At 74.1% G+C, this 25,917-nt stretch carries 23 protein-coding genes; 7 read left to right on the plus strand and 16 right to left on the minus strand.

Annotated features, from left to right (window positions below):
* Positions 1-17 precede the first annotated feature (17 nt).
* From LG324_RS07225 to LG324_RS07285, 13 genes are all read right to left on the minus strand, one after another.
* Positions 18-881: an NAD(P)H-binding protein gene (locus LG324_RS07225; protein ID WP_404352726.1), complete on the minus strand. Its 864-nt coding sequence runs from the start codon at positions 879-881 to the stop codon at positions 18-20.
* Positions 881-2,872, minus strand: coding sequence for a hydantoinase B/oxoprolinase family protein (locus tag LG324_RS07230; protein ID WP_404352727.1), 1,992 nt, complete (start codon positions 2,870-2,872; stop codon positions 881-883). Before LG324_RS07230 ends, LG324_RS07225 begins: the two co-directional genes overlap by 1 nt.
* Positions 2,869-4,980, minus strand: coding sequence for a hydantoinase/oxoprolinase family protein (locus tag LG324_RS07235; RefSeq protein ID WP_207024596.1), 2,112 nt, complete (start codon positions 4,978-4,980; stop codon positions 2,869-2,871). Before LG324_RS07235 ends, LG324_RS07230 begins: the two co-directional genes overlap by 4 nt.
* A gap of 111 nt (positions 4,981-5,091) precedes the next feature.
* A complete protein-coding gene (locus tag LG324_RS07240; protein ID WP_404352728.1) occupies positions 5,092-5,796 on the minus strand; it encodes a GH25 family lysozyme in 705 nt (234 codons plus the stop codon).
* 505 nt (positions 5,797-6,301) lie between these two features.
* Positions 6,302-7,855 (minus strand): flotillin family protein, encoded by a 1,554-nt coding sequence (locus LG324_RS07245; protein ID WP_404352729.1) that lies wholly within the window; start codon positions 7,853-7,855, stop codon positions 6,302-6,304.
* A 109-nt stretch (positions 7,856-7,964) separates the two neighbouring features.
* Positions 7,965-8,462: a hypothetical protein gene (locus LG324_RS07250; protein WP_051750574.1), complete on the minus strand. Its 498-nt coding sequence runs from the start codon at positions 8,460-8,462 to the stop codon at positions 7,965-7,967.
* Between the two features lie 96 nt (positions 8,463-8,558).
* Positions 8,559-8,783, minus strand: a complete 225-nt coding sequence (locus tag LG324_RS07255; RefSeq protein WP_036830171.1) for a hypothetical protein — start codon at positions 8,781-8,783, stop codon at positions 8,559-8,561.
* Positions 8,784-8,866: 83 nt separating this feature from the next.
* Positions 8,867-9,766 carry a carbon-nitrogen hydrolase family protein gene (locus LG324_RS07260; protein ID WP_404352731.1) on the minus strand — a complete coding sequence of 300 codons (900 nt, stop codon included), beginning with the start codon at positions 9,764-9,766 and terminating at the stop codon, positions 8,867-8,869.
* Positions 9,766-10,437, minus strand: coding sequence for a carbon monoxide dehydrogenase subunit G (locus LG324_RS07265; protein ID WP_030528747.1), 672 nt, complete (start codon positions 10,435-10,437; stop codon positions 9,766-9,768). The genes LG324_RS07260 and LG324_RS07265 overlap by 1 nt, the downstream gene beginning before the upstream one ends.
* Positions 10,434-12,836, minus strand: coding sequence for an aerobic carbon-monoxide dehydrogenase large subunit (gene cutA, locus LG324_RS07270; RefSeq protein ID WP_404352732.1), 2,403 nt, complete (start codon positions 12,834-12,836; stop codon positions 10,434-10,436). The genes LG324_RS07265 and cutA overlap by 4 nt, the downstream gene beginning before the upstream one ends.
* Entirely contained in the window at positions 12,833-13,345 is a 513-nt protein-coding gene (locus tag LG324_RS07275; protein ID WP_404352733.1) for a (2Fe-2S)-binding protein, read from the minus strand. The genes cutA and LG324_RS07275 overlap by 4 nt, the downstream gene beginning before the upstream one ends.
* Positions 13,342-14,211, minus strand: a complete 870-nt coding sequence (locus tag LG324_RS07280; protein ID WP_404352734.1) for an FAD binding domain-containing protein — start codon at positions 14,209-14,211, stop codon at positions 13,342-13,344. The genes LG324_RS07275 and LG324_RS07280 overlap by 4 nt, the downstream gene beginning before the upstream one ends.
* A 133-nt stretch (positions 14,212-14,344) precedes the next feature.
* A complete protein-coding gene (locus LG324_RS07285) occupies positions 14,345-15,844 on the minus strand; it encodes a uracil-xanthine permease family protein (protein WP_404352736.1) in 1,500 nt (499 codons plus the stop codon).
* A 224-nt stretch (positions 15,845-16,068) separates the two neighbouring features.
* On the opposite strand from LG324_RS07285, the gene LG324_RS07290 reads away from it, so the two are divergent.
* The 3 genes from LG324_RS07290 (at position 16,069) to LG324_RS07300 (ending at position 17,421) form a co-directional block, all read left to right on the plus strand.
* Entirely contained in the window at positions 16,069-16,605 is a 537-nt protein-coding gene (locus tag LG324_RS07290; protein WP_404352738.1) for a 2'-5' RNA ligase family protein, read from the plus strand.
* Positions 16,602-16,991: a hypothetical protein gene (locus tag LG324_RS07295; protein ID WP_404352739.1), complete on the plus strand. Its 390-nt coding sequence runs from the start codon at positions 16,602-16,604 to the stop codon at positions 16,989-16,991. Before LG324_RS07290 ends, LG324_RS07295 begins: the two co-directional genes overlap by 4 nt.
* Before the next feature lie 67 nt (positions 16,992-17,058).
* A complete protein-coding gene (locus LG324_RS07300) occupies positions 17,059-17,421 on the plus strand; it encodes a VOC family protein (RefSeq protein ID WP_404352740.1) in 363 nt (120 codons plus the stop codon).
* A 50-nt stretch (positions 17,422-17,471) separates the two neighbouring features.
* Here LG324_RS07300 and LG324_RS07305 read toward each other — a convergent pair whose 3' ends face one another.
* Both LG324_RS07305 and LG324_RS07310 read right to left on the minus strand, forming a co-directional pair.
* Positions 17,472-19,061 (minus strand): HNH endonuclease signature motif containing protein, encoded by a 1,590-nt coding sequence (locus LG324_RS07305; protein ID WP_404352741.1) that lies wholly within the window; start codon positions 19,059-19,061, stop codon positions 17,472-17,474.
* 249 nt (positions 19,062-19,310) lie between these two features.
* The gene (locus tag LG324_RS07310; protein WP_404352742.1) at positions 19,311-20,627 is read right to left on the minus strand and encodes a PucR family transcriptional regulator; all 1,317 of its coding nucleotides are present in this window, start codon (positions 20,625-20,627) and stop codon (positions 19,311-19,313) included.
* A gap of 76 nt (positions 20,628-20,703) precedes the next feature.
* Between LG324_RS07310 and LG324_RS07315 the strand changes: the two genes are divergently transcribed.
* Genes LG324_RS07315 through LG324_RS07325 form a run of 3 tightly spaced genes read left to right on the plus strand, consistent with a single transcriptional unit; the run spans position 20,704 to position 24,403 of the window.
* Entirely contained in the window at positions 20,704-21,513 is an 810-nt protein-coding gene (locus LG324_RS07315) for a DUF2877 domain-containing protein (RefSeq protein ID WP_404352743.1), read from the plus strand.
* Positions 21,510-23,000: an FdrA family protein gene (locus tag LG324_RS07320; protein WP_404352744.1), complete on the plus strand. Its 1,491-nt coding sequence runs from the start codon at positions 21,510-21,512 to the stop codon at positions 22,998-23,000. The genes LG324_RS07315 and LG324_RS07320 overlap by 4 nt, the downstream gene beginning before the upstream one ends.
* On the plus strand, positions 22,997-24,403 hold the full coding sequence (locus LG324_RS07325) for a DUF1116 domain-containing protein (RefSeq protein WP_404352745.1): 1,407 nt from the start codon (positions 22,997-22,999) through the stop codon (positions 24,401-24,403). Before LG324_RS07320 ends, LG324_RS07325 begins: the two co-directional genes overlap by 4 nt.
* Before the next feature lie 22 nt (positions 24,404-24,425).
* Here the strand turns inward: LG324_RS07325 and LG324_RS07330 are convergent, their stop codons facing one another.
* Entirely contained in the window at positions 24,426-24,776 is a 351-nt protein-coding gene (locus LG324_RS07330) for a hypothetical protein (protein ID WP_404352746.1), read from the minus strand.
* A 258-nt stretch (positions 24,777-25,034) separates the two neighbouring features.
* Between LG324_RS07330 and LG324_RS07335 the strand changes: the two genes are divergently transcribed.
* Positions 25,035-25,916, plus strand: a complete 882-nt coding sequence (locus LG324_RS07335) for a bifunctional methylenetetrahydrofolate dehydrogenase/methenyltetrahydrofolate cyclohydrolase (RefSeq protein ID WP_030528734.1) — start codon at positions 25,035-25,037, stop codon at positions 25,914-25,916.
* Position 25,917: the final 1 nt, after the last annotated feature.

Here is a 25,917-nt window from a genome sequence, read left to right on the forward strand (position 1 = left end):
GGGTCAGGGGGCCGGGGTCAGGATGGGGGGAGCGCGGATGCCGTCCCTGCTGCTGCGAGCGTCTCGGCCCAGGACGTGGGGCGGCGCCCGAGCAGGGCGGTGAGCGCTGCGGGGTCGCCGACCAGACCGTCCTCGTCGTAGGCCGCGAACATCGCCGCCAGCGCCTCCCTGGCCGACGCCGGCAGGTCGGCGCCGGGCCCGGCCGCCCACGCCCCCGGGGTCCCGACGGTGAGCCGTACCGGCCGGCCGAGCACCTGCTCGGCGCGGGCCACCATCTCGCGGGTGGTCAACGCCTCCAGTCCGACGAGGTCCTGCACCTCGCCGTCCCGCGCGGGGTCGAGCAGCGCGGTGGCAGCCACCTCGGCGACGTCGGCGAGCGCGACGGTCGTGAACGGGGTGTCGGCGGAGTAGGGCAGCGCGACGGCGCCGTCGAGCACCTGCGGCAGCAGGTTCTCGTGGTAGGCGGACGGTCGAAGCACGACGAGGGAGCCCGAGACGCGCTGCCGCAGCGCGCGTTCGGCGACTCCCTTGCGCAGGTGGTGCGGCATCCGGACGTCGTCGGGGTGGAGCACCGAGTGGAAGACGAGGTGCCGCAGTCCCGTGCGCCGCGCCGCGTCGCCGACGCGCTCGGCGATGCCGACCTCGTCCGGGTGGACGTTGGGCGCCAGGTGGTACGTGGCTGCGCACCCCGCGAGCGCGGCGTCGAGGCCGCGACCGTCCGTCAGGTCCACGGCGACGGGCTCGGTGCCCGCCGGGGCGGACGCCTCACGGCCCGGTCGCACCGCGGCCCGCACGGCGGCGCCCCGCGAGAGCAGGGCGCCGCACACGGCCCGGCCCGTCTTGCCGGCGGCGCCGACGACGAGGACCGGGCCGGTGGGCATCAGAGCCAGTCGACGTCCGCCGCGCCGGCGCCGCCGGCCAGCTGGGCGTACCCGGGGCCGCGGTCGAAGAACGGCTCCTCGCCGCGAGCGGCCCGGCGCTCGGCGCGCAGCGAGTCGGAGGCGGCGACGTCGACGACGGGCTCGTCCTTCGTGCCCGACGCCACGACGCCGTAGTCCTCGCGGGCGCCGTCGAACGACACCTTGCCCCAGCGCAGGTCGCGCTCGACCTCGTCGTAGGGGCGCTCGAGCGGGTCGCCCCAGCCGCCGCCACCGGTGGTCCGGATGCGGATGACCTGGCCGGCCTTGACCGGCTCGGCGTCGGCGAGCGCGTCGACGGTGCGCTCGGTCGGGCCGCCGAGGTCGATCGTCACCTCGAACGGCCGACCGGCCCTGCCGCCCTTGACACCCCAGCAGGCGAGGATCGAGCGGTCCGCGATGGACATGAAGTGCGCGTCCTCGAGCATCCGGATCTGCTTCTCGTAGCCGAGGCCGCCGCGGTGGCGCCCGGCGCCACCGGAGTCGACCGCGAGCCCGAGGCGCTCGACGCGGAACGGGAAACGGCTCTCGGTGAACTCGGTCGGGAGGTTGCGGCTGTCCGGGACGACGTGGATGGTGTCCTCGCCGTCGGCGTAGTAGCGGCCGCCCGAGCCGCCACCGAGCACCTCGCGCATGAGGTAGTCGTTGCCGTCGCGGTCCTTGCCGTAGACGCCGGTGTAGCGGATGGTCTCCTGGTCGGCCGGCATCCGGCCGTCGACCGCCTTGGCGACGACGCCGGCGAGCACGCCGAGCAGGCGCAGGATGACGAAGGTCCGGGCGTTCGTCGGCGCCGGGTAGACCGGCGTCAGCAGGGTCCCCTTCTCCGGGAATCGCATCTCGATGAGCGGCACGACGCCCTCGTTGACGTCGAGCTCGGCCATCCGCTCGGGGGTGTCGGCGAGGTTGCGCAGGATCGGGGCCAGCCACTTCTTGAGGAAGTTGCCGCCGACGTAGTCGCCGCAGTGGTTGATCGGGCCCTTCGCCTGGGCGCTCGTCCCGGTGAAGTCGATGATGAGCCGCGGCCCGCCGTCACCGGGGCCGGGGCCGCCGGTGCTGGTCTTGGTCAGCGTGATCCGCTGCGTGTGCAGCATCGGCTCGTCGACGCCGTCGTGCTCGGCGTAGTCCTCCCAGACGTACGAGCCGTCGGGGATCTTGTCGAGGATCTCGCGGCGGTAGGTCTCGGTCGTCGCGTCGAGGATGGCGTCGAACGCGGCCTCGACCGTCTCGCGGCCGTAGCGGGTGAACAGCTCGCCGAGGCGGCGCGCGCCCATGAGGCAGGCGGAGCACTCGGCGTCGAGGTCGGCCGCGAGGCTGTCGGGCATCCGGCTGTTGCGGGTCATGATCCGCAGCGCCGCCCTGTTCGGGACTCCGCTGTCCCACAGCTTGATCGGGGGGACCGAGAGGCCCTCCTCGAACACGCTCTGGGCGCCGCTGGGCATCGACCCGGGGCACGCGCCGCCGATGTCGTCGTGGTGGCCGAAGGCCTGGACGAACGCGACGACCTCGCCCTCGTGGAAGACGGGGACGGTGACGCAGAGGTCGGGCAGGTGGCCGATGCCGCCCTCCGACTCGTAGACGTCGTTGTGGAAGAAGACGTCGCCCTCGTGCATCTCGTCCAGCGGGAAGTCGCGCACGATCGGGTGCACGAGAGCCGAGTACGAGCGGCCGGTCAGCTTGCGCAGCTGACGGTCGTGGATGCCGGCGCGGAAGTCGTGGGCGTCGCGGATCATGGGGGAGCGCGAGGTGCGCGCGATGGCGGTCTCGACCTCCATCTCGACGCTGGCCAGCGTGCCCTGCACGATCTCGACGAGCACCGGGTCGACGGCGCTGCCCTCGGGGGTGAGGCGGCCGCCGTGCTCGTACGCGGTCGGCAGGCCACCGGGGTTGACCGGCTCGCTCGCGAGGTACGCCTCGAGGTCGACGAGCGGGTCGGGGGTGGTGGGGACGGCGGTCATCGGGTCGCCTCCTGGGTGATGACGAGGTTGCCCCAGGTGTCGACGCGGACGGCGAAGCCGGGGTGGACGGGGACGGTCGAGCCGAACTCCTCGACGATGGCCGGGCCGCTGAAGGAGTCGCCGGCCCGCAGGTCGGGGCGCCACAGCACCGGGGTGTCGACGTAGCCGGCGGCGGGGTCGAAGCAGACCGGGCGCACCGAGCGCTGCGCGGGCAGCCCGTCGGTGACCTCGGACGACCCCTCGCGGTCGGGGAGCGGGCGCAGCTCGGGACGGGTGATCGGCCCGACACCGGTGACGCGCAGGTTGACCCACTCGACGTGCTGGGTCGGGTCGTCGCGGAAGTCGTAGCCGTAGAGCTGCCGGTGCTCGTCGTGGAAGCGCGTCGCGACCTCGTCGGCCCACGCCTCGTCGACCGGCCCGGGGCCGGCCGGCACGCGCACCTCGTAGGCCTGCCCGAAGTAGCGCAGGTCGGCGGTGCGGACGAACTCGTGCTGCTCGGGCGCGAAGCCCTCGGCCGTGAGCGCCGTGGCGCCCTTGGCCGTCAGCGAGTCGAGGACCGCGGCGACGGACGAGAGGTCGATGCCCTCGTGGCGCGTCACGTGCGTCTGGACGTAGTCGTTGCGGACGTCGACGGTCAGCAGGCCGAACGCGCTGAGGTTGCCCGGGTTCTGCGGGACGACGGCGCCGGCGAGGTCGAGGACGTCGACGAGCCGGCACGCGAGGAGCGAGCCCGAGCCGCCGAAGGTCGTCAGCATGAAGTCGCGCACGTCGAGGCCGCGCTTGACCGAGACCTGGCGCAGGGCGTTGGCCTGGTTCCACGCCGAGATCTCGAGGATGCCCGTCGCGCAGGTCTCGAGGTCGAGCCCGAGCTTGCCGGCGAGGTCGACCAGGCCCGCGCGGGCGGCGTCGACATCGAGGGGGATCTCGCCGCCGAGCAGGTGCGGGGGGATGCGGCCGAGGACGACGTGCGCGTCGGTGATCGTCGGCTCGGTGCCGCCACGGCCGTAGCAGAGCGGTCCGGGGTCGGCGCCGGCCGAGTGGGGCCCGACCTTGAGCGTGCCTTCCGGGGAGACCCAGGCCACCGAGCCGCCGCCCGCGCCGACGGTGACGACGTCGATCATCGGGATCTTGCTCGGGTACGCCCCGACCGAGCCCTCCGTGGTGAGGGTCGGCTCGCCGTCGAGGACGACCGAGACGTCGGTCGAGGTGCCGCCACCGTCGCAGGTGAGGACCTTGTGGAAGCCGGCCTTCTCGGCGATGAGCGCGGCGCCGAGCGCGCCGGCGGCCGGGCCCGACAGGACCGTCGTGATCGGCTGGTGCACGACCTCGTCGGCCGAGAGCACGCCGCCGTTGGACTTCATGACGTAGAACGGCACCGGCCGTCCGCCGGTGAACCCGTCGAGGCGCTCGTGGATGTTGGTCACGTAGCGGCTGACGTTCGGTTTGACCGCGGCGTCGACGAGCGTCGTCATCGCCCGTTCGTACTCGCGGTACTCGCGCAGCACCTCGCTGCTGATCGAGACGACGGCCTCGGGGTGCTCGCGGCGCAGGACCTCGCGCATCGCGAGCTCGTGCTCGTCGTTGGCGTAGGCGTGCAGGAAGCAGACGCCGATCGTCGTGATGCCGCGGTCGCGGAAGAAGCGGGCGGCGGCGACGGCATCGTCCTCCGAGAAGGGCCGCACCTCGGCGCCGGTGACGTCGAGGCGGCCGCCGACCGTGCGGACGGCGTCGGCCGGGACGATGCGCGGGGGCTTGACCCAGAAGTAGGAGTTGCCGTAGCCGTCGGGGACGGCCTGGCGGGCGATCTCGAGCATGAACTCGTAGCCCTCGGTGGTGATGAACCCGAGCCGCTCGACCTTGCCCTCGAGGAGCTTGTTCGTCGCGACCGTCGTACCGTGCGAGACGGCGGTGAGGTCGTGGCCCGAGGCGCCCATGACGCCGAGGATCTTCTCGATGCCGGCGATGAAGCCGTCGGCGGGGTTCGAGGGGGTGCTCGGGGTCTTGGTCGTCACGACCTCCCCGGAGTCCTCGTCCACGGCGACGACGTCGGTGAACGTGCCCCCGGTGTCGATGCCCACCCGGATGCGTCTGCGGTGCCCGTCGGTCATGGGGACGATCAAACCCGTCCCGGGGTCACGATCGCGTTGGCAGATGCTGCCGACGGAACGCCGATTCGACGGCCAACCTCGCCAGGGGTCCGTGGCTGCTCGCCGCGGCGGTCAGCCGCGGGGCGCGACCACGTCGAGGTCGACGGGGCCGTCGATGCCCGCGACGCTCGCCCGGCTGCTCACCTGCCACCACGCCCAGCCGTCCGTCGACGGGCGCAGCAGGAGGCGGCGCTCCCAGCGGTCGCGGTCGCGCAGGCCCTCCGGCAGCGGGTAGCGGCTCGTCCAGTCGTCGAGGGCGTAGAGAACGACGCGTCGGCCGGTGCCGCGCTCGACGGCCTCGACGAGGTCGGTCAGGCGCTGGTCGACGACGCCTCGGGGCGGCCGGGCCGAGCAGTTGCCGCTCAGCTCGAGGTCGAGCACCGGTGGAAGGGCGGTGTCGTCGGCGCCCACCTCGCGCAGCCGGGCCAGCAGGTTCTCGGCCTGCTCGGTGCCGTCCTTGCAGAGGGTGAAGAAGTGGTACGCCCCGACCTCGAGGCCGGCCTCGCGCGCGCCGGCCCAGTTGGCCGCGAAGCGCGGGTCCTCGAACGTCGCGCCCTCGCTGGACTTGAGGTACGCGGCGTCGATGCCGTCCGCGGCGACCGCCTCCCAGTCGACGTCGCCCTGGTGGGCGGAGACGTCGATGCCGTAGCGCTCGCCGGCGGCGAGGTCCGGACGGTAGTGGGGGAGCACCCAGCGGTACCCGGCCCAGCCGGCCGCGACGACGAGCGCGAGCACGACGACGACGCCGGTCGTCCACCGCAGCACCCTCCGCCCCATCCGCGCAGCCTAAATCTTGGTCGTCCGGGGCCGAGAACCGGTCGGCGGGCGCCACGGGTTCATCGGGGAGGAACAGTGTGCTCTCCCGGCCTCCATGCGGCATGGAAGGAATCCCTTCCACCCCGCAACCACTCCTTCCACCTGCAAGGGATCCCTTGCCGCGCGACAGGAAACCCTTGCCGGCTGGAAGGGAAACCATGCTGAGTGGAAGGGAGACCATGCTGGGTGGAAGGGAAACCTTGTCGCGTGACTGCTTCCACGCCGTGCCGCCCCGACCTCGCCCTGCCGTCCCGACCTCGCCCTGCCCTCGCGACCTCGCGGTGCCGCGCTGACCTCGCCGTGCCGCCGTGCCATGGCACCCCGGCGAGGCGACCGGACCGCGGCACGGCGAGGTCGCACCGGCCGCCCGGTCACGACACCCCGGAACGTCCACGAGACCCCGGCTCGGAGCCGGGGTCTCGTGGACTTCTCGGGGTGACCCCGAAAAGTCGAGGTCGCGGAGGGGTCAGGCGGTCGGGGACGACGCGCTGCGCACGACCTCCCCGTCGGTCGCCGCCGGCGTGCCCGACGCTCCCGCCGCCGACGCGGTGAAGCGCTGGAGCAGCGCCTGCAGGTCCACGCCCGTCGTGTTCTCGAGCATCGCCATCGTCTGCGTCAGGTTGTCCGTCACCTGCTTCGGCAGCGCGGCGGCGCCGTCGGTCGAGACGACGGTCAGCTTGTCGATGGCCGCCATCGGGGCCGCGACCTCGCGGGCCACCTGCGGCAGCACCTCGACGAGCATCTGGAGCACCGCCGCCTCGTTGTACCGGGCGAACGCGTCGGCGCGCTTGTTCATCGCCTCGGCCTCGGCCTGACCGGTCGCGAGGATGGCCGACGCCTGCGCCTCGCCCTCCGCGCGCGTGGCCTCGGCCTGCGCGACACGCAGCGCCTTGTCGGCCTCACCGCGGCGCGAGCCCTCGATGGCCTCGGCGTCGGCGAGCGCCGTGCGGCGGGCCTTCTCGGACTCACCGGTGAGGCGCGCCTTCTCGGCGTCGGCCTGAGCGGCGGCGATGCTCGCGGCCTTGCGGGCCTCGGCCTCGGCGATCGCGGCGTTGCGCGAGGCCTCGGCCTCCTGCTCGACGCGGTAGCGCTCGGCGTCCGCCGGCTTGCGGACCTCGGTGTCGAGCTGGCGCTCCTTGAGCGCGGCCTGCCGCACGGCGACCTTCTCCTGCTCGGTGAGGATGGCCTGGTCGCGGTCGGCCTGCGCGAGCGGACCCGCCGCGGCGGCCTGCGCCTGGGCGGCGTCGGTCTCGGCCTTGATCTCGGCCTGCTTGAGCGCCAGCTGCCGCTGGCTGATCGCGATCTCCTGCTCGGCCACGATGCGCGCCTGCTCGGCCGCCTGCCGGGCGTTGGCCTCGGCGATCGCGGCGAGCTGGCCGACCTTGGCCGACTCCGGGCGCCCGAGGTCGGAGAGGTAGGTGCCGTCGTCGGTGATGTCCTGGATCTGGAAGGTGTCGAGGACCAGGCCCTGGCCGGTCAGCGACGACTCGGCCTCGTCGGCGACGCGCTGCGCGAAGGCGGCACGGTCGCGGATGATCTGCTCGACGGTCAGCGAGCCGACGATCGAGCGCAGCGAACCGGCGAGCGTCTCCTGGGTGAAGGTCTCGACCTCGCCCTGCTGCGAGAGGAAGCGCTGCGCCGCCGCGCGGATGGAGTCCTCGTTGCCGCCGACCTTGACGATCGCGACGCCGTCGAGGTTGAGCTTGACGCCCTGGCCCGACACCGCCCCGCGGATCTGGACCATGATGCGGCGGCTCGAGAGGTCGAGGATGTGCAGCCGCTGGACGAAGGGGATGACGAAGATGCCGCCGCCCATGACGACCTTCTGCCCCGAGAGGTCGGTCGAGATCTCGCCGGTCTCGGGGTTGCGCACCTCCTTGCCCTTGCGCCCGGTGACGATGAAGGCCTCGTTCGGCCCCGCCACGCGGTAGCGCGACGCGACGACGAGGCCGCTGAGGACGACGAGGAGGACGAGCCCGAGAACCGCGATGAGCCCGGTCGAGACGTCTAGCCCGAACATGGGTGCCTGGCCTTTCCGGGCGCACTCGGCACCCAGGTCTGTGGGGTGACGACATGGACGCGGCGGACGGCCCCCCGGTTCCGGCCGACGCGTGGGTGCGGGGTGCCGGTCAGTCCGTCCGGCGGGCGACGGTGACGGCGGTGGGGCTGAGGACCCCCGTGACGACGATGGCCGCGCCGCTCGGGAGCGGCTCGGCGGCGCGGGCGTTGAGGCGGGTGATGTGACCCGCGGCGACGACGCTGACCATCCCGTAGCCCTCGGCCGGGACGGGCTCGACGACCGTGCCGGTCAGCCCGACGAGGCCGGCCGTGCGCACGGTCGCCTCGTCACCGCCGCGCATGAGGCGGCTGCTGGCCCATCCGGCACCTCCACCGGCGGCGACGCCCGCCAGCACCCCGGCGCCGATGGCCACGCCGCTCGGCGCGCCGGCGTCGAGGGCGAGGGCGCCGACGAACCCGAAGGCCGCGAGGAAGCCCGCCACCGCGAGGCCCGACAGGAAGTCGGGGCCGATGCCGTCGAGGAAGCCGTCGACGAGGTCGCCGACGACGAGCGAGACGACGAGCAGGAGCAGGCCGACCCCTCCGATGACGAGCATCGTGACCTGCATCCGTCGTGTCCTTCCCGCCCCGGGAGCGCGACGCAGCCGGTGCGCGCCGTCGTGTCCGGCGACCCTACCGGGTGCCGTGGAGCGGCGCCGCGGGTCTCAGATCTTCGTGAGGCGGGTGAAGGGGCTCGTGACCCGGGCGCGCTGGGCGCCGAAGTCGACGAGGACGGCCGCGGACTCGAGGACGATGACCTTGCCGAGCCCGTAGCGGTCGTGCGTGACCCGGTCACCGACGGCGAAGGTCTCGACCGGGGACTCCACCGCCTGGACGAACGGGCTGCGCGCGGAGTAGGTCGTGGGGCCGCTCGGGCGTCGTGAGGTCACGACCCCAGTGTCCCCCGGATCCGTCCGCGACACGCCGACGGGGGGGGTGCCGGGTCCGGTCGAGGGTCCGGACCCGGCCCCGCTCACGCGTGCGGGAAGGAGGTCTTCGCCGGGGCCTCGAGGTCCGCGCGGTGGTTGCGGATGAGGTCGAGGTTGCGGTCGCGCAGGTGGTCGAAGCCCTGCCCGACGTTCGAGCCGGGGGTCAGCGAGGCCAGCGCCTCGGCCGGGTCGAGCCGCGCGGACACCCAGCCCTCGTGCGAGGCGGCCTTGGCGGCGATGTGCCCGATCGGCGTCACGACGTGGCTGTTGCCGAAGTAGTGGACGCCCGCGGCGTCCGTGCCGGTCGCGTTGGCCCCGATGACGTAGACGTGGTTGTCGTACGCCCGGGCCCGCGAGGTCAGCTCCCAGACGTCGGCCGAGCGCAGCAGCGCCGACGGGCGGGCGATGACCTCGGCACCCTGGACCGCCTGGATGCGGGAGAGCTCCGGGTAGTCGCCGTCGAAGCAGATGATCATCCCGATCCGGCCGAGCTCGGTGTCGACGACGGTCACCGTGTCGCCGGGCGTCACCCAGCCGCCGCCGGAGACCGACTCGGAGCAGAACGGGTGCGTCTTGCGGTAGATGCCCCGGACCTCGCCGCTGGGGTCGACGAGCACCGACGCGTTGTAGACGACGTCGGGGCTCGGGCCGCGCTCGTAGGTGCCGAAGACGAGGTGGATGCCGAGCTCGGCGGCGAGGTCGGTCAGCCGCTGGGTGATGGGGCCGGGCAGCTCGGAGACGAGCTCCCACAGCTCCTCGGTCGGGCAGCCGGGGGTGAACCCGGTCGTGCAGGACTCGGGGAGGACGACGAGCTCGGCGCCGGTCGCCTCGACGCAGCGGCGCGTGTACTGGATGCAGCGGTCGATGTTGGCGGTGACGGTCTCGGCGGTGAGCGGGGCCGCGACGGGCGCGACCTGGACGGCGGCGGCGGTGAAGGCGCGCATCAGCGGGCCCGCCCGATCCGGGCGCCGAGCGCGACGCCGACGAGGGCGACGACCGCCCCCGCGACACCGGCGAGGACGAGGTCGCGCGCCGACGCGGCGCCACCCGCGCCGCCGGAGCCGGGGGCGGAGGCCGCCTTCCCGACGAAGGTGGTGCCCACCGGCGCCTCGCTCGGCACCGCGACGGCGTCGGCGGACGCACCGGGCGGCGCGATGACGGGGGTGGCCGGGCCGTCGCCGGCGATGTCGGCGTCGAGAGCGCTGAAGAACTGGCCGGCCATCTTCTTCGTGACGCCGGCGAGCATCCGCTGGCCGACGCCGCCGATCGTGCCGCCGACGGTCGCGTCGGCGTCGTAGGAGAGGTCGGTGCCGCCGTTGGCCGCCGGCGACAGCGTGACGCGCACGTCCGCGTCGATGGTGCCGGGTGCCCCGGACCCGTTGGCGCGCAACGTGAGCGCCGAGGGCTTCTCCATGTCGGTCAGCGCGACCTCGCCCTGGTAGGTGCCCTTGATGGCCGCGACGCCCGCGGTGACCGTCATTGCGTAGCGGTCCTCGCCGACGGTGCGCAGGGCCTCGCAGCCGGGGATGCAGCGGGCGAGGACGGCGGGGTCGAGGATGGCGGCCCAGACCTGCTCGACGGGGGACTCGAGGGTGGACGAACCGGAGATCTTCATGACGCACCTTCCAGGGCGGCGGGGACGGACGAGTGCTGCCGGCGCAGCTCCCACAGCTCGGCGGGGCTGATCGGCATGGAACGGATGGGGAAGCCCTCGGCGTCCTCGACGGCCGAGGCGATGACGGCGGTGACCGGGATGGTCCCGGCCTCACCGGCTCCCTTGAGCCCCAACGGGTTGAGGGGCGAGGGGGTCTCGAGGTGATCGGTCTCGACGTGCGGGACCTCGGAGGCGTAGGGCACGAGGAAGTCCATGAACGAGGCGTTGAGCAGCTGGCCGCCCTCGTCGTAGACCATCCGCTCGTAGAGCGCGCCGCCGACGCCCTGCGCGACACCGCCATGGACCTGGCCCTCGACGATCATCGGGTTGACCATGACGCCGCAGTCGTGGATGACGCAGTAGCGCAGGATGCGGATCTCGGCCGTCACGGGGTCGGTCTCGACGACCGCCGCGTGCATCCCGTTCGCGAACGTCGCCTGGGTCGGCGAGTAGAAGTCCTGCCCCTCGAGCCCGGGCTCGTCGTCGTCGGCGACCGGCGGCTTGTCGGGGTCGAACGCGCCCGCGAACTGGGTGGCCGCCTGGGCTGCCGTGTCGAACGCGTAGCGCAGCGGGTTGGACATCACCGCGATGGTCTTGAGGTCGATGCTCGTGCCGGGCGCGCCCTTGACCGAGATGACGCCGTCGGTGATCTCGAGGTCGTCGGGGGAGACCTCGAGCGCGTCCGCCGCGATGCGGAGGGCCTTGTCGCGCACCACCTTCGCCGCGAGGGCGACGGCGTTGCCGGACATCACCGCGCCGCGCGAGGCGAAGGTGCCGACCGCGTACGCCATCCGCCGGGTGTCACCGGTGGTGACGTGCACGTCCTCGAGGCGCACCCCGAGCTGGTCGGCGACGATCTGCGCCAGCACCGTCTGGTGGCCCTGGCCCTGCGTGGTCAGGCCGGTCGCGACGTTGACGCGCCCGTTGGTCTCGACCTGCACGTGGCCGCCCTCGTAGGGGCCGACCCCGGTGCCCTCGACGTAGCAGCCGATGCCGAGCCCGACCTTGCGGCCCTCGCGCGCGGCCTGCTCGCGGTAGGCGGCGAAGTCGTCCCAGCCGACGAGGTCCTTGAGCTTGGCCAGCGACGCGGGGAAGTCACCCGAGTCGTACTTGAGCGGGCGGCCGTCCTGGAACATCAGGCCGTGGTCGTACGGCATCTCGTCCGGCTGGATGAAGTTGCGGCTGCGGACCTCGGTGCGGTCCAGGCCGAGGTGCGCGGCGATGGCGTCCATCGTCCGCTCCATCGCGTAGCAGCCCTGGGGGCGGCCGGCGCCGCGATACGGCGTCACGAGAACGGTGTTCGTGTAGAGCGACCAGAACTCGACGCGGTAGGCGCCGGGCTTGTACGGGCCGAGCAGCTGGGTCGCCGTGATGATCGGGACGATGATCCCGTAGGGCGTGTACGCGCCGTTGTCGTGCCAGAAGCGGACGTCGAGGGCGAGCAGGCGGCCGTCGTCGTCGAAGCCGACCGTGACCTTTTGGAGCTGCCCGCGCTCGTGCGCGCTCGAGACGAAGTGCTCGCGGCGGTCCTCGGTCCACTTGACGTCGCGGCCGAGCCGGCGTGCCGCCCACGGCACGAGAACCTCCTCGGGCCATGGGTGCATGATCTTGACGCCGAAGCCGCCGCCGACGTCGGGGGTGACGACCTCGACCTTGGCCAGCGGCATCTCGAGCTTGGCCGCGACGGCCGCGCGCACCCCGGTGCTCGTCTGCGTTGAGGAGTAGAGGCGCAGCGACGCGTCGTCGGCGTCCCAGCGGGCGTAGACGCCCTTGCCCTCCATCGGCATGCAGGCGCTGCGCTCGATCTCGAGCTCGAGGGTCAGCGTGTTGGGGGCCGCCGCCATCGCCGTGTCGACGTCACCGACCTCCTGGAGCAGGTTGGCCGCGACGTTCCCCGGGGCGTCGTCGTGCACGAGTCGCTCTGCGGCGCGGGCGTTCTCGAGCCCGACGACCGGCTTGAGCGTCTCGTACGTGACCTGGATGCGCCCGCAGGCGTCCTCGGCGACGTAGCGGTCGCGGGCGACGACCATGACGACGGCCTCGCCGACGTGGTTGACCTCGCTCTTGGCGAGGCAGTAGCCGGTGCGCGGGTGGGTCAGCGCGGGGTGGGGGATGAGGACGGGCAGCGGCTCGCCGACGCGGCCGTCGAGGTCCTCCCACGTGTAGACGGCCTCGACGCCGTCGAGCTCCCACGCGTCGTCGATGTCGATGTCGACGATGCGCGCGTGGGCGTGCGGGCTGCGGACGAAGGCGGCCTGGAGCGCCCCGAGCCCGAGGTCGTCGAGGTAGCGGCCGTTCCCGGTGAGCAGCCGCGGGTCCTCGCGCCGCTGGACCGGCTCGCCGACCTGGCGGGTGGTCATCGGGTCTCCTCCTCGCGCTCGCGGACGATCTCGGAGGCGCGCACGACCGCCTTGACGATGTTCTGGTAGCCGGTGCAGCGGCAGAGGTTGCCCGAGATGGCCTCGCGCGCCTCCTCCGGCGTGGGCCTCGGGTTCTCGTCCAGGTAGGCGGTGATCGTGGTGACGAACCCCGGTGTGCAGAAGCCGCACTGGAGCGCGTGGCACTCGGCGAAGGCCTGCTGCACCGGGCTGAGGTTCGCCGGGTCGTTGCCGATGCCCTCGACCGTGGTGATCTCGTGCGCCTGGGCGGTCACCGCGAAGACGAGGCACGCACGGGCCGGCTCGCCGTCGAGGAGCACGGTGCAGGCACCGCACACCCCGTGCTCGCAGCCGACGTGCGTGCCGGTGAGGCCGAGGTCGTGGCGCAGGAAGTCCGACAGCAGACGACGCGCGGGCGCGCTCGCCGTCCGGCGGACGCCGTTGACCCTCAGGGTGATGTCGAGCAGCTGCTCCGTGGCGGCGTCGGTCATGCCGCTCCCTCCGTCGGGGTGGTCGTCGTGGTCAGGACCCGCCGGGTGAGCTCGGCGGCGAGCATCCGCCGGTAGTCGGCGGGGGCGTGGATGTCGGACTCGGGGTCGACGTGGGAGCGGACGAGCTCGACCGCGTCGTCGAGGGGGAGGTCGTGGGCCGACCGGCCGGCGAGCGCCGGCCCGAGGTCGAGCACGTCGGGCACCGGGGTGACCGAGACGAACGAGGCGCGGGCCGAGGTGACGACCTCCCCGTCGAGCCCGACCGCGAGGGCGACGCCGGCGAGGGCGTAGTCGCCGGAGCGCCGGGCCGACTCGACGAAGCCCGTGCGGGTGCCGGCGGGCAGCCGGCCGAAGCGCACGGCGACGACGAGCTCGTCCTCGGCGAGGGTGGTCTCGAGCGGTCCGGTGAAGAAGTCGGCGGCGGCGATCTCGCGCCGGCCGCGCGGCCCGGCGGCCTCGACGACGCCGTCGGTGAGGACGGTGACGGCCGGCATCTCGCCGGAGGGGTCGGCGTGGGCGATCGAGCCGACGGTCGTGCCGCGGGTGCGGATGGCCGGGTGGGCGACGTTGCGCAGGGCCTGGCGCAGGAGGGGGAGCGCGGCGGCAGCGCCCTCGTGCCGCTCGAGCCCGGCGTGCCGGACGAGGGCGCCGACGCGCACGTGGGTGTCGGTGACCTCGACGGTGTCGAGCCCGGCGACGCCGTTGACGTCGACGAGGTGGGCCGGCGAGGCGAGGCGCATCGAGAGCAGGGGGATGAGGCTCTGGCCGCCCGCGAGCACCTTGCCGTCGTGCCCGACGTCGCCGAGGACGGCGACCGCCTCCTCGAGCGTGCGGGGTGCGTGGTGGACGAAGGGGGCGGGCTTCACCTGGTCGATCCTGCCTCTCGGGTGGGCGCCGCGGTAGGGGCGGGGCCGGTGGGTGGGGTGGGGTGTGCGGGTCGTCCGGGAAAAGCAGTGCGCCCCGCCCGGTGCGGTGCCCGGGCGGGGCGCACGTGGTCGGTCAGGGGCGGCTGTCGCGCCCGGGGTCGCGGGAGCCGCGGCCGCCGGGGTAGCCGTCCTGGTAGAGGTCGTCGATGCCGTCGCTGTCGCCGTAGACGTGGTCGCCGACCGCGACGAGCGTGCCCTCGGCGTCCGTGCGCAGCTCGGCCGGGGCGAGCGCCCGGGCCAGGTGCCAGCCGGCGACCGTGACGATGGTGCCGAGCGCGATGCCGCCGAGCGAGAAGTCGTCGGTCACCTTGAGCTCGACGTTGCCGATGCCGATGATGATGCCCGCGGCGACCGGGACGAGGTTGATCGGGTTGCCGAAGTCGACCCCGTTCTCCTTCCAGATCTTCGCGCCGAGGAGGCCGATCATCCCGTAGAGGACGACGGTGATGCCGCCGAGCACGCCGCCCGGGACCGACGCGACGAGGGCGCCGAACTTCGGCGAGAGGCCGAAGAGGAGCGCGACGATCGCGGCGACGTAGTACGCGGCCGTCGAGTAGACGCGGGTCGCGGCCATGACGCCGATGTTCTCGGCGTAGGTGGTCGTCGGCGAGCCGCCGACCGAGGTCGCGATGACCGTGCCGATGCCGTCGGCGGCGATGGCGCGGCCCATGACCGGGTCGAGGTTGGCGCCGGTCATCTCGGCGACGGCCTTGACGTGGCCGGTGTTCTCGGCGATGAGGGCGATGACGGCGGGCAGGACGAGCAGGATCGCGGTGGCGGAGAAGCTCGGCAGGTGCCACCCGACGACCTCCTTGCCGTCCGCGGCGACCATCGTCTGGCTCGGGAAGCCGAACCATGCGGCGTCACCGACGCCCGAGGTGTCCCAGCGCAGGTGGGTCGTCGCCTCGGTGGCGCCGCCGAGCACGGAGGTGATCTGGCCGACCGTGTTGTCGAGGACCCACGAGAGGAGCGTGCCGAAGATCAGCGCGAGGAAGATCGCGACGCGGCCGATGAAGCCCTTGAAGGCGACGGCGACGACGATCGTGAAGAGCATCGTGAGGAAGCCGACCCACTGGTCCTGCGGCCAGTAGATGCCGGCGACCACGGGGGCGAGGTTGAAGCCGATGAGCATGACGACCGCGCCGGTGACGACCGGGGGCAGCACCTCGTGGAGGACGCGCGAGCCGAGGAAGTGGATCGCGACGCCGACCGCGGCGAGGACGAGGCCGGCGACGAGGATCGCACCGGTGACCTCGGCCGAGTCGCCGCCCTGCGCGCGCACGGCCGCGACGCCGCCGACGAACGAGGCGGAGGTGCCGAGGTAGCTCGGGACCTTGCCCGAGACGATGAGGAGGAACGCGATGGTCGCGATGCCGCTCATCATGATGGCCAGCTGGGGGTTCAACCCCATGACCAGCGGGAAGACGAACGTCGCGCCGAACATCGCGACGACGTGCTGGGCGCCGAGCCCGATGGTGCGACCCCACGAGAGGCGTTCGTCGGGGGCGACGACCTCACCGGGGCCGAGCGACGCGCCGTCGCCCTTGACCTTCCATCCGAGACCGAGGGACATGCGGTGACCTCTTTCGCCGGGGCCGCGTCGGTGACGCCGCTCACAGGGTTTGTGATACCGGGAACCTAGTGACCGGTGTGGGAGGACACCCTCAGCAATCTTTGACAGCCGGATGCCGCTTCGGTTGGCAACCTGCTGTCACTGCGGTCGTGGTGTCACACGCCCGGGTCGGTCGTGTGACGCGCGCGTGTCCAGCGGCGTGTCGGGCGGGCGAGGATGGCCGGGTGCACTCCGTGGAGCTCCTCCTCGACGACGCCGGCGACGCGGCCGTCGTCGCCGAGTGGGGCGCCCTCGCCGACGCGGGGCTGCCGAGCCAGGCGCAGCACCGCGGGGCGTCCAACCGCCCGCACGTCACGCTCGTGACGAGCGAGGGCTGGCCCGGGCGCGAGGCGGTGGCCGACGCGCTCGCGGACCTGCCGCTGCCCACGCGGCTGGGGGCGCCGGTCGTCTTCGGGCGGGGGCCGTTCGTGCTGGCCCGTCTGGTCGTGGTGACCGCCGGGCTGCTCGGGGTGCAGTCCGCGCTCGGGGGTCTCCTGGCCCCGGTGTCGTCGCCGCTCGTCGAGCCGGGCCGGTGGGTCCCGCACGTGACGCTCGGCCGGCGGCTGTCGGCATCCCAGGTGGGGGAGGCGCTCGCGCTGCTCGACGACGGGCCGGGCGAGGTGGTGTTCGACGCCGCACGGCACTGGGACTCCGTCGCCCGCGAGACCGAGGAGCTCACCCCGCCCCGCGGCCCGGCCGGCGCCCGTAGCGTCGACGGATGACGTCCCGCCGCTTCGACTTCGCGTTCGACCCCCGCTACCGGATCGCCGGGCTGCCGTTCGGCGTGCTGCCGGCGACGACGTGGGTCGAGGTGGGCGACGGGCGGCTGCGGGCGCGGTTCTCGTGGTGGAGCCTCGACACCTCGCTCGCCAACGTGGCGGGGGTGGAGCAGTCGGGCGGCTACGCGTTCGTCAAGACCGCCGGTCCGCCGCACCTGTCGTTCACGGACCGGGGCGTCACCTTCGCCACCAACGGCGAGCGGGGCGTCTGCGTCTCGTTCCACCGGCCGGTCCCGGCCATCGACCCGACCGGGACCATCCGGCACCCCGGTGCCACGTTCACGGTCGCCGACCCGGACGGCTTCGAGGCCGCCCTGCGCGACGCCTGATGATCTCTGTGGGTTCGGAGGCCCGCGGGATGCCCGTGCGGCATCGGCGACGGCGAGGACGGGGACCGTGGATGCGTCGCTGAGGGTCGAGATCTTCGTGGCCGACCTGGACGAGACCGTCAGGTTCTACGAACGGCTGGGCTTCGGGACGACTGGCCGGTCGGACGGGCGGCCGCGGTACGCGGCCTTCCGGATGGGGCGCGCGCGGATCGGTGCCGCCGAGGCGGCGGCCGTCGACCCGGTCCTTCGAGCGGTCCCGACCGGTGTCGAGATCGTCATCGACGTCGACGACATCCGTGAGGTCCGGGACCGGGTCGTCGGTGCCGGCCTCCCACTCGCCGAGGACCTGCAAGACAGGCCGTGGGGCCTGCGGGGCTTCCGCCTGAGCGACCCGGACGGCTACTACCTGCGGTTCACCAGCCGTCACTGAACGGCGGACGTGGCCACGCCGGAGCTGCCGACGGTCCACGGTGCGTCGTGTCAGAAGGGGGGTGGGTCGGTGACCCGGGAGGTGTCTGCTCGGCGCGATCGAGGGTGCGGGCGGAGCGCGCAGGTCAGCGGGACCGGTGGGCGGATGACGTGGACGCGGCAGGCCGGGGCGCGGTGCTCGTGCTCGAGCTGGTGCTCGACGGCCGAGTGGGGGCCGTCGGGCAGGACGAGCCGCGGCATGCCGCGGGGCGGGGGACTGGCATCGGTCCCGGTGTCGGGTAGCACGGTGAGGCCAAGGCGGTCGGGCGGATGGGTGGTCCGGACCCGGCCGGTGGGGTCGGTCCAGGTCATCGTGGCGTCGGGGTGGAGGACGGCCCGCCAGCCTGGGCGCTGCTTGGTGCGGTGGTGCCGACGGCACAGGCAGACGAGGTTCGAGGCGCTGGTGGGCCCGGTGGGGAACGGGACGACGTGGTCGAGGTCGCAGAACTGGGCGGCGACGTGGCAGCCGGGGAAGCGGCAGTGCTGGTCGCGGTCGCGGACGAAGGCTGCCAACCGGGCGCCGGGTCGGTAGGCCGCGGTGGCGAGGGTGTCCTCGGGATCGACGGGCGCTCCGGTGGTCGGGTCGCAGCGGAGGAGGGGCGTCGCGTCGGCAGCGTCGCTGCCGCTGCTGCGCCCGAGGGCCGAGGCCAGCCATCCGCGGGGGACGAGGACCGGGTCGCCGGGGCGCAGGCCGGTGACCTCGACGAGGTCGGCGTCCGAGACGGTGGCGAGCGGCGCCACCGAGTTCCGTTCGGCGACAGCAGTGGACCCGTCCGGGGTGGCGACGACGACCCGGACGTCGATCGTGGCCTGCCCGATGACGAGGTCGGTCAGGGCCTTGGCGCGGGCGCGGTCGACCCTGTCGCAGACCCCGTCGGCCACGTACTGCTGGGCGAGCCGGTCGATGGCCGCCCACGCCGCGCAGGCCTCTTCGGACGGGAAGGTGCCGTGCCAGGTGTCGACGCCCGGCTCGTCGACCCACCGTTGCAGGGAGGACTCCGAGCGGGCACGGATCGCGCGCTGCCGCAGAAGGTCCGGCGAGATGCGGGCAAGGGCGCGCCGGACCCGCCGGCGCAGCGCCGGCGCGGCCTCGCGGTCGAGGTGCTCGTCGATGGTCGTGACCACCGTCGCGGCCACGTCGGTGGGCACCTCCTCGAGCTCGTGGGCGACGACCTGGGCGCGGAAGGCGTCGAGCCGGCCGGCGGCCATCGCGTCGTGCAGCCCGCCGAGCCCGGTGTGGGTGCCGGTCCCGTCCGGACCGTCGGCCGCGCGCCGCACGGCGTCGCGGACCCGACGCTCGGCGGCGACGGACGAGAGGCACAGGACGCCGGAGACGATCGCCGGCGCGTCGAGGGCGATGTGCCCCGGCGCATGACGGCGCTCGACGAGCGTGCCGTCCTCGGCCACGTCCGTCTCCACGGCAGCCAGGGCGACGATCGCGCTGTCCTGCAACGCCGTCGCGGCGTTGACGAGGGCCTGCAGCTCGCCGACGAGGGAGGCGCAGTCGACGAGCGAACCACCGACCGGAGCCGCTGGGTCGGCCTCGGCAAGGAGCTCGCGGGCGGCGCGCACGGCCGCTGCGACCTGTGCCGGGTCGAGCATGAGCACCCCCTCGCTGTAAGGGTCCCAGTCTATCGAAATCCTGTTCGAACGGCAAGAGCAAAGTCGGCCAATCGTGCTGTCGGCCAGTCCTTTCCGTCGAACATGTGTCATCACCGTGACCGGGGGAAACTGGCGCTCGTCGACCTGCGTGGGCGACTTCTCGACTCGGTCACATGAGCTTGCTGGGCACCCGCCGAGGCTGCGCGGCCCGCTGCGGCCCATCGATGTCCCAATGGCAGCGTCTGGCTGTCAGAGGCCCTTCATGCGGTGGACGCGCAGCGCGAGGGCGAGCGTGAGGCGCAGCTGGGGGTCGGTCGTGAACGGGCCGAGCATCCGCTCGAGCTTGGCGATGCGGTAGCGCAGCGTGTTGTAGTGGAAGAACAGCCGGCGCGCGGTCTCGGCGACGTTGAGGTTGGTGTCGATGAGCACCGACAGGGTGTTGCGCAGGTCGGCGTTCTCGGGGACGTCGTCGGTCGCGAGCTCGCCGAGGCTCTCGGTGACGAAGCGCCGTAGGTCGGCCGAGTCGGGGACGAGCGCGAGCAGGCGGTAGATGCCGAGCTCGTCGAAGTGCGCGAGCCCGGAGTCGCCGTGCACCTGGCGACCGACGTGCACCGCCGTCAGCGCCTCGTCGTAGGCGCGGGGCAGGTCGGCCGGCGAGGTGACGAGCCGCGAGACACCGGTGGTGAAGGTGCGCCGCCCGCCGCCGCCGTCGCCGCGGACGACCCGCGCGAGCTCGGCGACGGGGCGCAGCACGGCCTCGGTGTCGGCGTCCTCGTCGACCGGCAGGAGCACGACGACCTCCTGGCTGAACCCCGCGACCGCCACGGAGGTGTCGCGCGAGCGCACCGCCTGGGTCCACGCCCGGACGAACCGGTCCTGGAGGCCGCGCACCTCCTCGGCGCTGCGGGTCGTCGCCGAGTCGTCCTCGTCGGTCTCGGCGGCGACGACGACGAGCGGCCGGTCGACCCGCCACCCGAGCGACGCCGCGTGCGAGGCGACGTCGGCGGGGTCGCCGGCGCGCCCGGCGAGGGCGTCGCGCAGGAACTCCGCGCGGTACTTGCCCTCGACCGCGGCGACCGCCTGCTCCTTCGTGATGGCCAGCGCCGCCACGGTCGCCGCCCGCTCGAGCATGTGGACGTCGGTGCGGGACAGGGCCGGACCGGGGGAGTACGCGCCCAGCATCCCGAGGTCGGACGAGCCCGCGACGATGCGGACGAAGGCACGGGTCGGGTCGGCGCCGCGGTCGGGGTCGCGCCAGCCGACGGGCTCGTCCTCGACGAGCAGGCGCCCGGTGCGGTCGAAACAGGCGAGGTCGGTCACGTCGTCGACGCCGGCGAGCGAGCCAGCCTGCGACAGCAGGCGGCCGTCGGTCGTCGTCACGGTCGCCGCGCCGCCGAAGAACCCGGCGACGGCCTCGGCGACCTGCGCCAGCCCCCCACCGTCGAGCACGACGTGGACGAGGACGCGGTGCACCTCGTCCTCGCGGGCGAGCAGGGCCCGCTGGTGCTCGACGAGGGCGGCGAGCTCGACCGGGTCCGCGCTCTGCTCCGGCGGGACGGCTGGCAAGGTCTGTGCGCCATCGGGCCCATCGTTGGCAACTCTGACCATCCGGGCACTCTAGCGGCGTCACTAGCGTCTCGGTATGCCCATCCCGGACCCCACCGCCGAGCCCCGCGTGCTGGCCGGTGCGGTCTCGCCGCTGACCGCCGACCTCGTCCACGGTCCGCCCCGACGCGCCGAGGTGCTCGCTGCCGGCCGCGTCGGCGTCTACCTGCGGCTCGACGGGCGCGTCCTCCCGGTGCTCGGCCCGGACGCCGTCGCCCTCCCGTCGGCCCTGCGGGTCACCGAGCCCCTCGACGTCGCCGCCCTCGCCCCGGGGGACGCGGTCGTCGTCGGCGAGGGGAGGGTGCGCCTGCCCGCGGCCACGGTCGTCGCGCGGCGCACCTGGCGTCCGGCGCGCGTGCCGACGGGGCACCTCGGCCTCGACGACGGCCGCGTGGCCGCGCTGCTGGCCGCCGCCACCGTGGAGGCTCCGGGATGGCTCGTCGCCGGCACCGCGGGCGCCGTCTCCGATGCCGAGCCGGAGGTCGCCGTCCGCGCCCTCGTCGGCCGTGGGCCGGGGCTCACCCCGAGCGGGGACGACGCCCTCGCCGGCGCACTGCTCCTGCACCGCGCCGCGGGCGTCCCCTCCGACGCGCTCGCCGCCGCCGTCCGTGGGCGGCTCACCGCGACCACGGCGGTGTCGGCCGCGCTCCTCGAGGGCGCCGCCGACGGCTGGGCCACGCCGGACGTCGTCGCGCTCGTCTGCGCCGTCGCCCGCGCCGACGCCGCCGGCGTCACCACCCATCTGCCCGCCGTCCTCGCGGTGGGGCACACCTCCGGCCGCGACCTCGTCACCGGGCTCGCCGCCACCCTCGCCGTCCTGGCACCCACCGGAAGGATCGCCGCATGACCGTCCACGTCGAGCTCCGTCGAGGGGCCTACCACGACTCGGTGAGCCTCATGCAGGTCTCCCGCAGCGTCGCCGGCGCCCCGGGGGTGCAGGCGGCCCAGGTCGCGATGGCCACCGAGCTCAACGTCGACGTCCTGCGCCAGATGGGCTTCGAGGTGCCGACCGACGCCGGGCCCAACGACATGGTCGTCGCCGTCCGCGCGGACGACGAGGCCGGCGTCGAGAGCGGCCTCGCCGCCGTCGAGGACGCCCTGCGCGCCCTCTCCGCCAGCTCGTCCGACACCGGTGCGGCCGACGAGGTCCCGCCGGCCACGCTCGGCTCGGCCATTCGCCGGGCCGGCGCCGGCCTCGCCGTGGTCTCGGTCCCCGGCGCGCACGCCGTCACCGAGACCTACGACGCCATCGCCGCCGGGGCCTCGGTGATGCTGTTCTCCGACAACGTCTCGGTCGAGGACGAGGTCGCCCTCAAGGACGCCGCGGCCGCCGCCGACGTCCTCGTCATGGGGCCGGACTGCGGCACCGCGCTCGTCGGCGGGGTCGCGCTGGGGTTCGCCAACGTCGTGCGCCAGGGCCCGGTCGGCCTCGTCGCCGCGTCGGGCACCGGTGCGCAGCAGGCGATGTGCCTCCTGGAGGCCGCGGAGGTGGGCGTCAGCCACTGCCTCGGCGTCGGCGGTCGCGACCTCAAGGCCGCCGTCGGCGGTCGCTCCACGCGGCAGGCGCTGCGGGCGCTCGCCGACGACGCGTCGACCGAGTGGGTCCTCGTCGTCTCCAAGCCCCCGGACGACGCCGTGCTCGAGACCGTGCGGGCGGAGGCGGCCGACCTCGGCCTGCGCGTCCACTGGGCGACCCTCGGCGCCGGCCGCCCCGACCTCACCGCCGCCGTCGAGCAGGCGCTCGCCGCGGAGGGCGTCACCGTCCCGACCTGGCCCGCGACGACCGCCACCCCCGAGGACGCCGGCCTCACCGTCGGTGCGGCCCTGCGCGGCCTCTTCTGCGGCGGGACCCTGGCCGAGGAGTCGCTGCTGGTCGCCACCGAGACCCTCGGTCCGATCGCGTCCAACCTCGGTCACGAGCCGGCGCTGGGCGCCGACCTCACGGGCACCGGGCACGTCGTCGTCGACTTCGGCGCCGACGAGCTGACCCGCGGCCGCGCCCACCCGATGATCGACCCGACCCTGCGGATGGAGCGGATCGCCGCCGAGGCCGCCGACCCGACCTGCGGCGTCCTCCTGCTCGACCTCGTCCTCGGCCACGGCGCGCACCCCGACCCCGCCGGCGAGCTCGCCGACGCCGTCCGCGCCGCCCGCGACACCGCGCACGCCGACGGCCGAGCGCTGCCGGTCGTCCTCTCCCTCACCGGGACCGACGCCGACCCCCAGGGTCGCAGCCGCTGCGCCGAGGCGCTCGCCGCGGCCGGCGCGTCCGTCTTCCTGTCCAACGCGGCGGCCACCCGGCACGCCGTCTCCCTGCTCGGAGGTGCCCGATGACCGCCCCGCTCCGCGGCCTGCTCGCTGCCGACCCCGTCGTCGCGACCTCCGGCGTCGCGCTCTTCGCCGACGCGCTGCGCGACCAGGCCGTCCCGGTCACCGACGCCGGCTGGCACCCGCCGATGCCCGGCACCGAGGACGCCCTCGCCCGGGTCATGGCCGACCCGCGCCGCGAGGACGCCAACGCCACCGCCGTGGCTCGGATGACCGCGGCCGAGGCCACCCTCGTCGACGTCGCGCCCGCCTCGGAGGCCCTCGGCCTCGAGCGCGGTACCTTCCTCCACGCCGGCCCGCCCATCACGTGGGAGCGCGCGTCCGGGCCGCTGCGCGGCGCCCTCATCGGCGCGGTGCTCCTCGAGGGCCTCGCCGAGACCGCCGAGGACGCCGAGCAGCGCCTCGCGGCAGGCGAGTTCGAGCTCGAGCCCTGCCACCACCGCGGCGCGGTCGGGCCGATGGCCGGCGTCGTCAGCCCGTCGATGTGGACCTACGTCCTGCGCGACGAGGTGCACGACAACACCTCGTGGTGCTCGCTCAACGAGGGCCTCGGCAAGGTGCTGCGCTACGGCGCGTACGGCCCCGAGGTCGTCGAGCGCCTGCGCTGGATGGGCGACGTCCTCGGCCCGATCCTGCGCCAGGCCGTCCGCAGCACCGGCCCCATCGACATCCGGGCCATCGTCGCGCAGATGCTCCAGATGGGCGACGAGGGTCACAACCGCAACCGCGCCGGCTCGCTCATGCTCCTGCGCGAGCTGCTGCCCGGGATGATCACCGCCGACGCGTCGTCGGCCGACGTCGCCGAGGCCGTGCGCTTCTCGGGGGCGAACGAGCACTTCTTCCTCAACCTCGGCATGCCCGCCTGCAAGCTGGCGACCCTCGCAGCCGAGGGCATTCCCGGGTCGAGCGTCGTCACGACCATGGCGCGCAACGGCACCGACTTCGGCATCCGCGTCTCGGGCACCGGCGACCGCTGGTTCACCGGCCCGGCGAACACGCCGCAGGGGCTCTTCCTCGGCGACTACGGACCCGAGGACGCCAACCCCGACATCGGCGACTCGGCGATCACCGAGACCGGCGGCATCGGCGGCTTCGCGATGGCCGCCGCGCCGGCCATCGTCCGGTTCGTCGGCGGCGACGTGCCGTTCGCCCTCGCCGCGACCCGCCGGATGTACGAGGTGACCGTCGGCGAGCACCCGGTCTACCAGGTGCCGGTGCTCGGCTTCCGCGGGACGCCGGTCGGCATCGACGTCACCAAGGTCGTCCGCACCGGCGAGCTGCCCCAGATCAACACGGGGATGGCCGGCCGCGTCGCGGGCACCGGACAGGTCGGCGCCGGTCTCGTCACCCCGCCCGAGCAGTGCTTCACGCAGGCCGTCGAGGCGCTCGCGGAGGCCGTCCTCCGCTGACCGGCCGCGCTGCCGGCCGCGGTCAGCCGCTCGTCGCGTCGAGGAGCTGGAGCAGGTCGTGCGCGGCCAGCTCCACCTCCTTGTGGCGCCACTCGGACGCACGGTAGACGCACGCGATGAGCGCGCTGCGGTGCACGCGGCGGAAGTCCCCGGCGACGAAGGCGTAGCGCGCCTTCGTGCCGTCGGTGGCGCCCTCGGTCAGCCCGAGGTGCCACGCGGCGTACTCCGGCCAGGAGTGGCGCTCGAGGAAGGCGTTCTGCGCGGCGGCGTCCGGCTGGACCGCACCCCAGTCGCTGTCGAGCACGTACTGGTGGGCCGTGATGCGCGCCCGCACGTGCTCCACCGCCTCGTCGTTGACCCGGTAGACCGCCACCCCGACCACGCTAGCCGCGCGGCGGGACGAGTGGCGTCCGGTCGCCGACGGAGGTCGTCGGCGACCGGACCCATCCGGACCCATCCGGACCCCCGGACCGTTCCGAACGACTCGTCGTGACCGGCTCCTGGCAGAGGAGGACCGGCCACGGGTGCCGGTGGGGCGGCGTAGCAGAGGGGCCGCCCCACCGGTGCTCCCGTGCCCGGCGTGGACCGGACGGCGTCCCCACCCCCGTCGCGTCGATGGGAGGATGGGCGGGTGAGCGCCACGACACTCGACGGCAAGGCCATCCTCGCGACGATCAAGGACGAGCTGCGCGCCCGCGTGGCCGCGCTCGCGGAACGCGGGGTCGTGCCCGGGCTGGGCACCGTCCTCGTCGGGGAGGACCCCGGCAGCCAGTGGTACGTCGGCGCCAAGCACCGGGACTGCGCCGAGATCGGGATCCACTCGATCCGCCGCGACCTGCCGGCGACCTCCTCACTCGACGACGTGCTCGCGGTCGTCCGCGAGCTCAACGCCGACCCGGCGTGCACCGGGTTCATCGTCCAGCAGCCGACCGGCCTGGACGAGAACGCGATCCTGTCGGCGGTCGACCCGGCCAAGGACGTCGACGGGCTGCACCCGACGAACCTCGGGTGGCTCGTGCTCGGCGAGCCGGCGCCGCTGCCCTGCACGCCGGTCGGCTGCATCGAGCTCCTCCGCCGCTACGACGTGCCGATCGCCGGCGCGAAGGTCGTCGTCGTGGGTCGCGGCCTGACCGTCGGCCGCCCGCTCGGGCTCATCCTCACGCGGCGTTCCGAGAACGCCACCGTCACCCTGTGCCACACCGGCACCCGCGACCTCGCGGCCGAGGTGCGCCAGGCCGACATCGTCATCGCCGCGGCCGGCGTGCCCGGCATCGTCACGGCCGAGATGGTCAAGCCCGGTGCGGCCGTGCTCGACGTCGGCGTCTCGCGGATCGTCGACGAGGAGACCGGCAAGGGCCGGGTCGCCGGCGACGTCGCCGACGACGTGTGGGACGTCGCGGGCTTCGTCAGCCCGAACCCCGGCGGGGTCGGGCCGATGACCCGCGCGATGCTCCTCTCCAACGTCGTCGAGGCCGCCGAGCGCGCCGCCGGGCTGCACCCAGGGGGTGGCTGAG

The sequence above is a fragment of the Phycicoccus jejuensis genome (assembly GCF_044797865.1).
GTDB lineage: Bacteria > Actinomycetota > Actinomycetes > Actinomycetales > Dermatophilaceae > Phycicoccus > Phycicoccus jejuensis.

Excerpts from the sequence above, each read along its gene's own strand:
- LG324_RS07245 (WP_404352729.1), bottom strand. The coding sequence starts at position 7,855 with ATGTTCGGGCTAGACGTCTCGACCGGGCTCATCGCGGTTCTCGGGCTC.
- cutA (WP_404352732.1), bottom strand. The coding sequence starts at position 12,836 with ATGACCACCCGCCAGGTCGGCGAGCCGGTCCAGCGGCGCGAGGACCCG.
- LG324_RS07320 (WP_404352744.1), top strand. The coding sequence starts at position 21,510 with ATGACCGTCCACGTCGAGCTCCGTCGAGGGGCCTACCACGACTCGGTG.
- LG324_RS07295 (WP_404352739.1), top strand. The coding sequence starts at position 16,602 with ATGACGTCCCGCCGCTTCGACTTCGCGTTCGACCCCCGCTACCGGATC.
- LG324_RS07260 (WP_404352731.1), bottom strand. The coding sequence starts at position 9,766 with ATGCGCGCCTTCACCGCCGCCGCCGTCCAGGTCGCGCCCGTCGCGGCC.
- LG324_RS07265 (WP_030528747.1), bottom strand. The coding sequence starts at position 10,437 with ATGAAGATCTCCGGTTCGTCCACCCTCGAGTCCCCCGTCGAGCAGGTC.
- LG324_RS07285 (WP_404352736.1), bottom strand. The coding sequence starts at position 15,844 with ATGTCCCTCGGTCTCGGATGGAAGGTCAAGGGCGACGGCGCGTCGCTC.
- LG324_RS07225 (WP_404352726.1), bottom strand. The coding sequence starts at position 881 with ATGCCCACCGGCCCGGTCCTCGTCGTCGGCGCCGCCGGCAAGACGGGC.
- LG324_RS07235 (WP_207024596.1), bottom strand. The coding sequence starts at position 4,980 with ATGACCGACGGGCACCGCAGACGCATCCGGGTGGGCATCGACACCGGG.
- LG324_RS07315 (WP_404352743.1), top strand. The coding sequence starts at position 20,704 with ATGCCCATCCCGGACCCCACCGCCGAGCCCCGCGTGCTGGCCGGTGCG.
- LG324_RS07240 (WP_404352728.1), bottom strand. The coding sequence starts at position 5,796 with ATGGGGCGGAGGGTGCTGCGGTGGACGACCGGCGTCGTCGTCGTGCTC.
- LG324_RS07275 (WP_404352733.1), bottom strand. The coding sequence starts at position 13,345 with ATGACCGACGCCGCCACGGAGCAGCTGCTCGACATCACCCTGAGGGTC.
- LG324_RS07305 (WP_404352741.1), bottom strand. The coding sequence starts at position 19,061 with ATGCTCGACCCGGCACAGGTCGCAGCGGCCGTGCGCGCCGCCCGCGAG.
- LG324_RS07250 (WP_051750574.1), bottom strand. The coding sequence starts at position 8,462 with ATGCAGGTCACGATGCTCGTCATCGGAGGGGTCGGCCTGCTCCTGCTC.
- LG324_RS07230 (WP_404352727.1), bottom strand. The coding sequence starts at position 2,872 with ATGACCGCCGTCCCCACCACCCCCGACCCGCTCGTCGACCTCGAGGCG.
- LG324_RS07325 (WP_404352745.1), top strand. The coding sequence starts at position 22,997 with ATGACCGCCCCGCTCCGCGGCCTGCTCGCTGCCGACCCCGTCGTCGCG.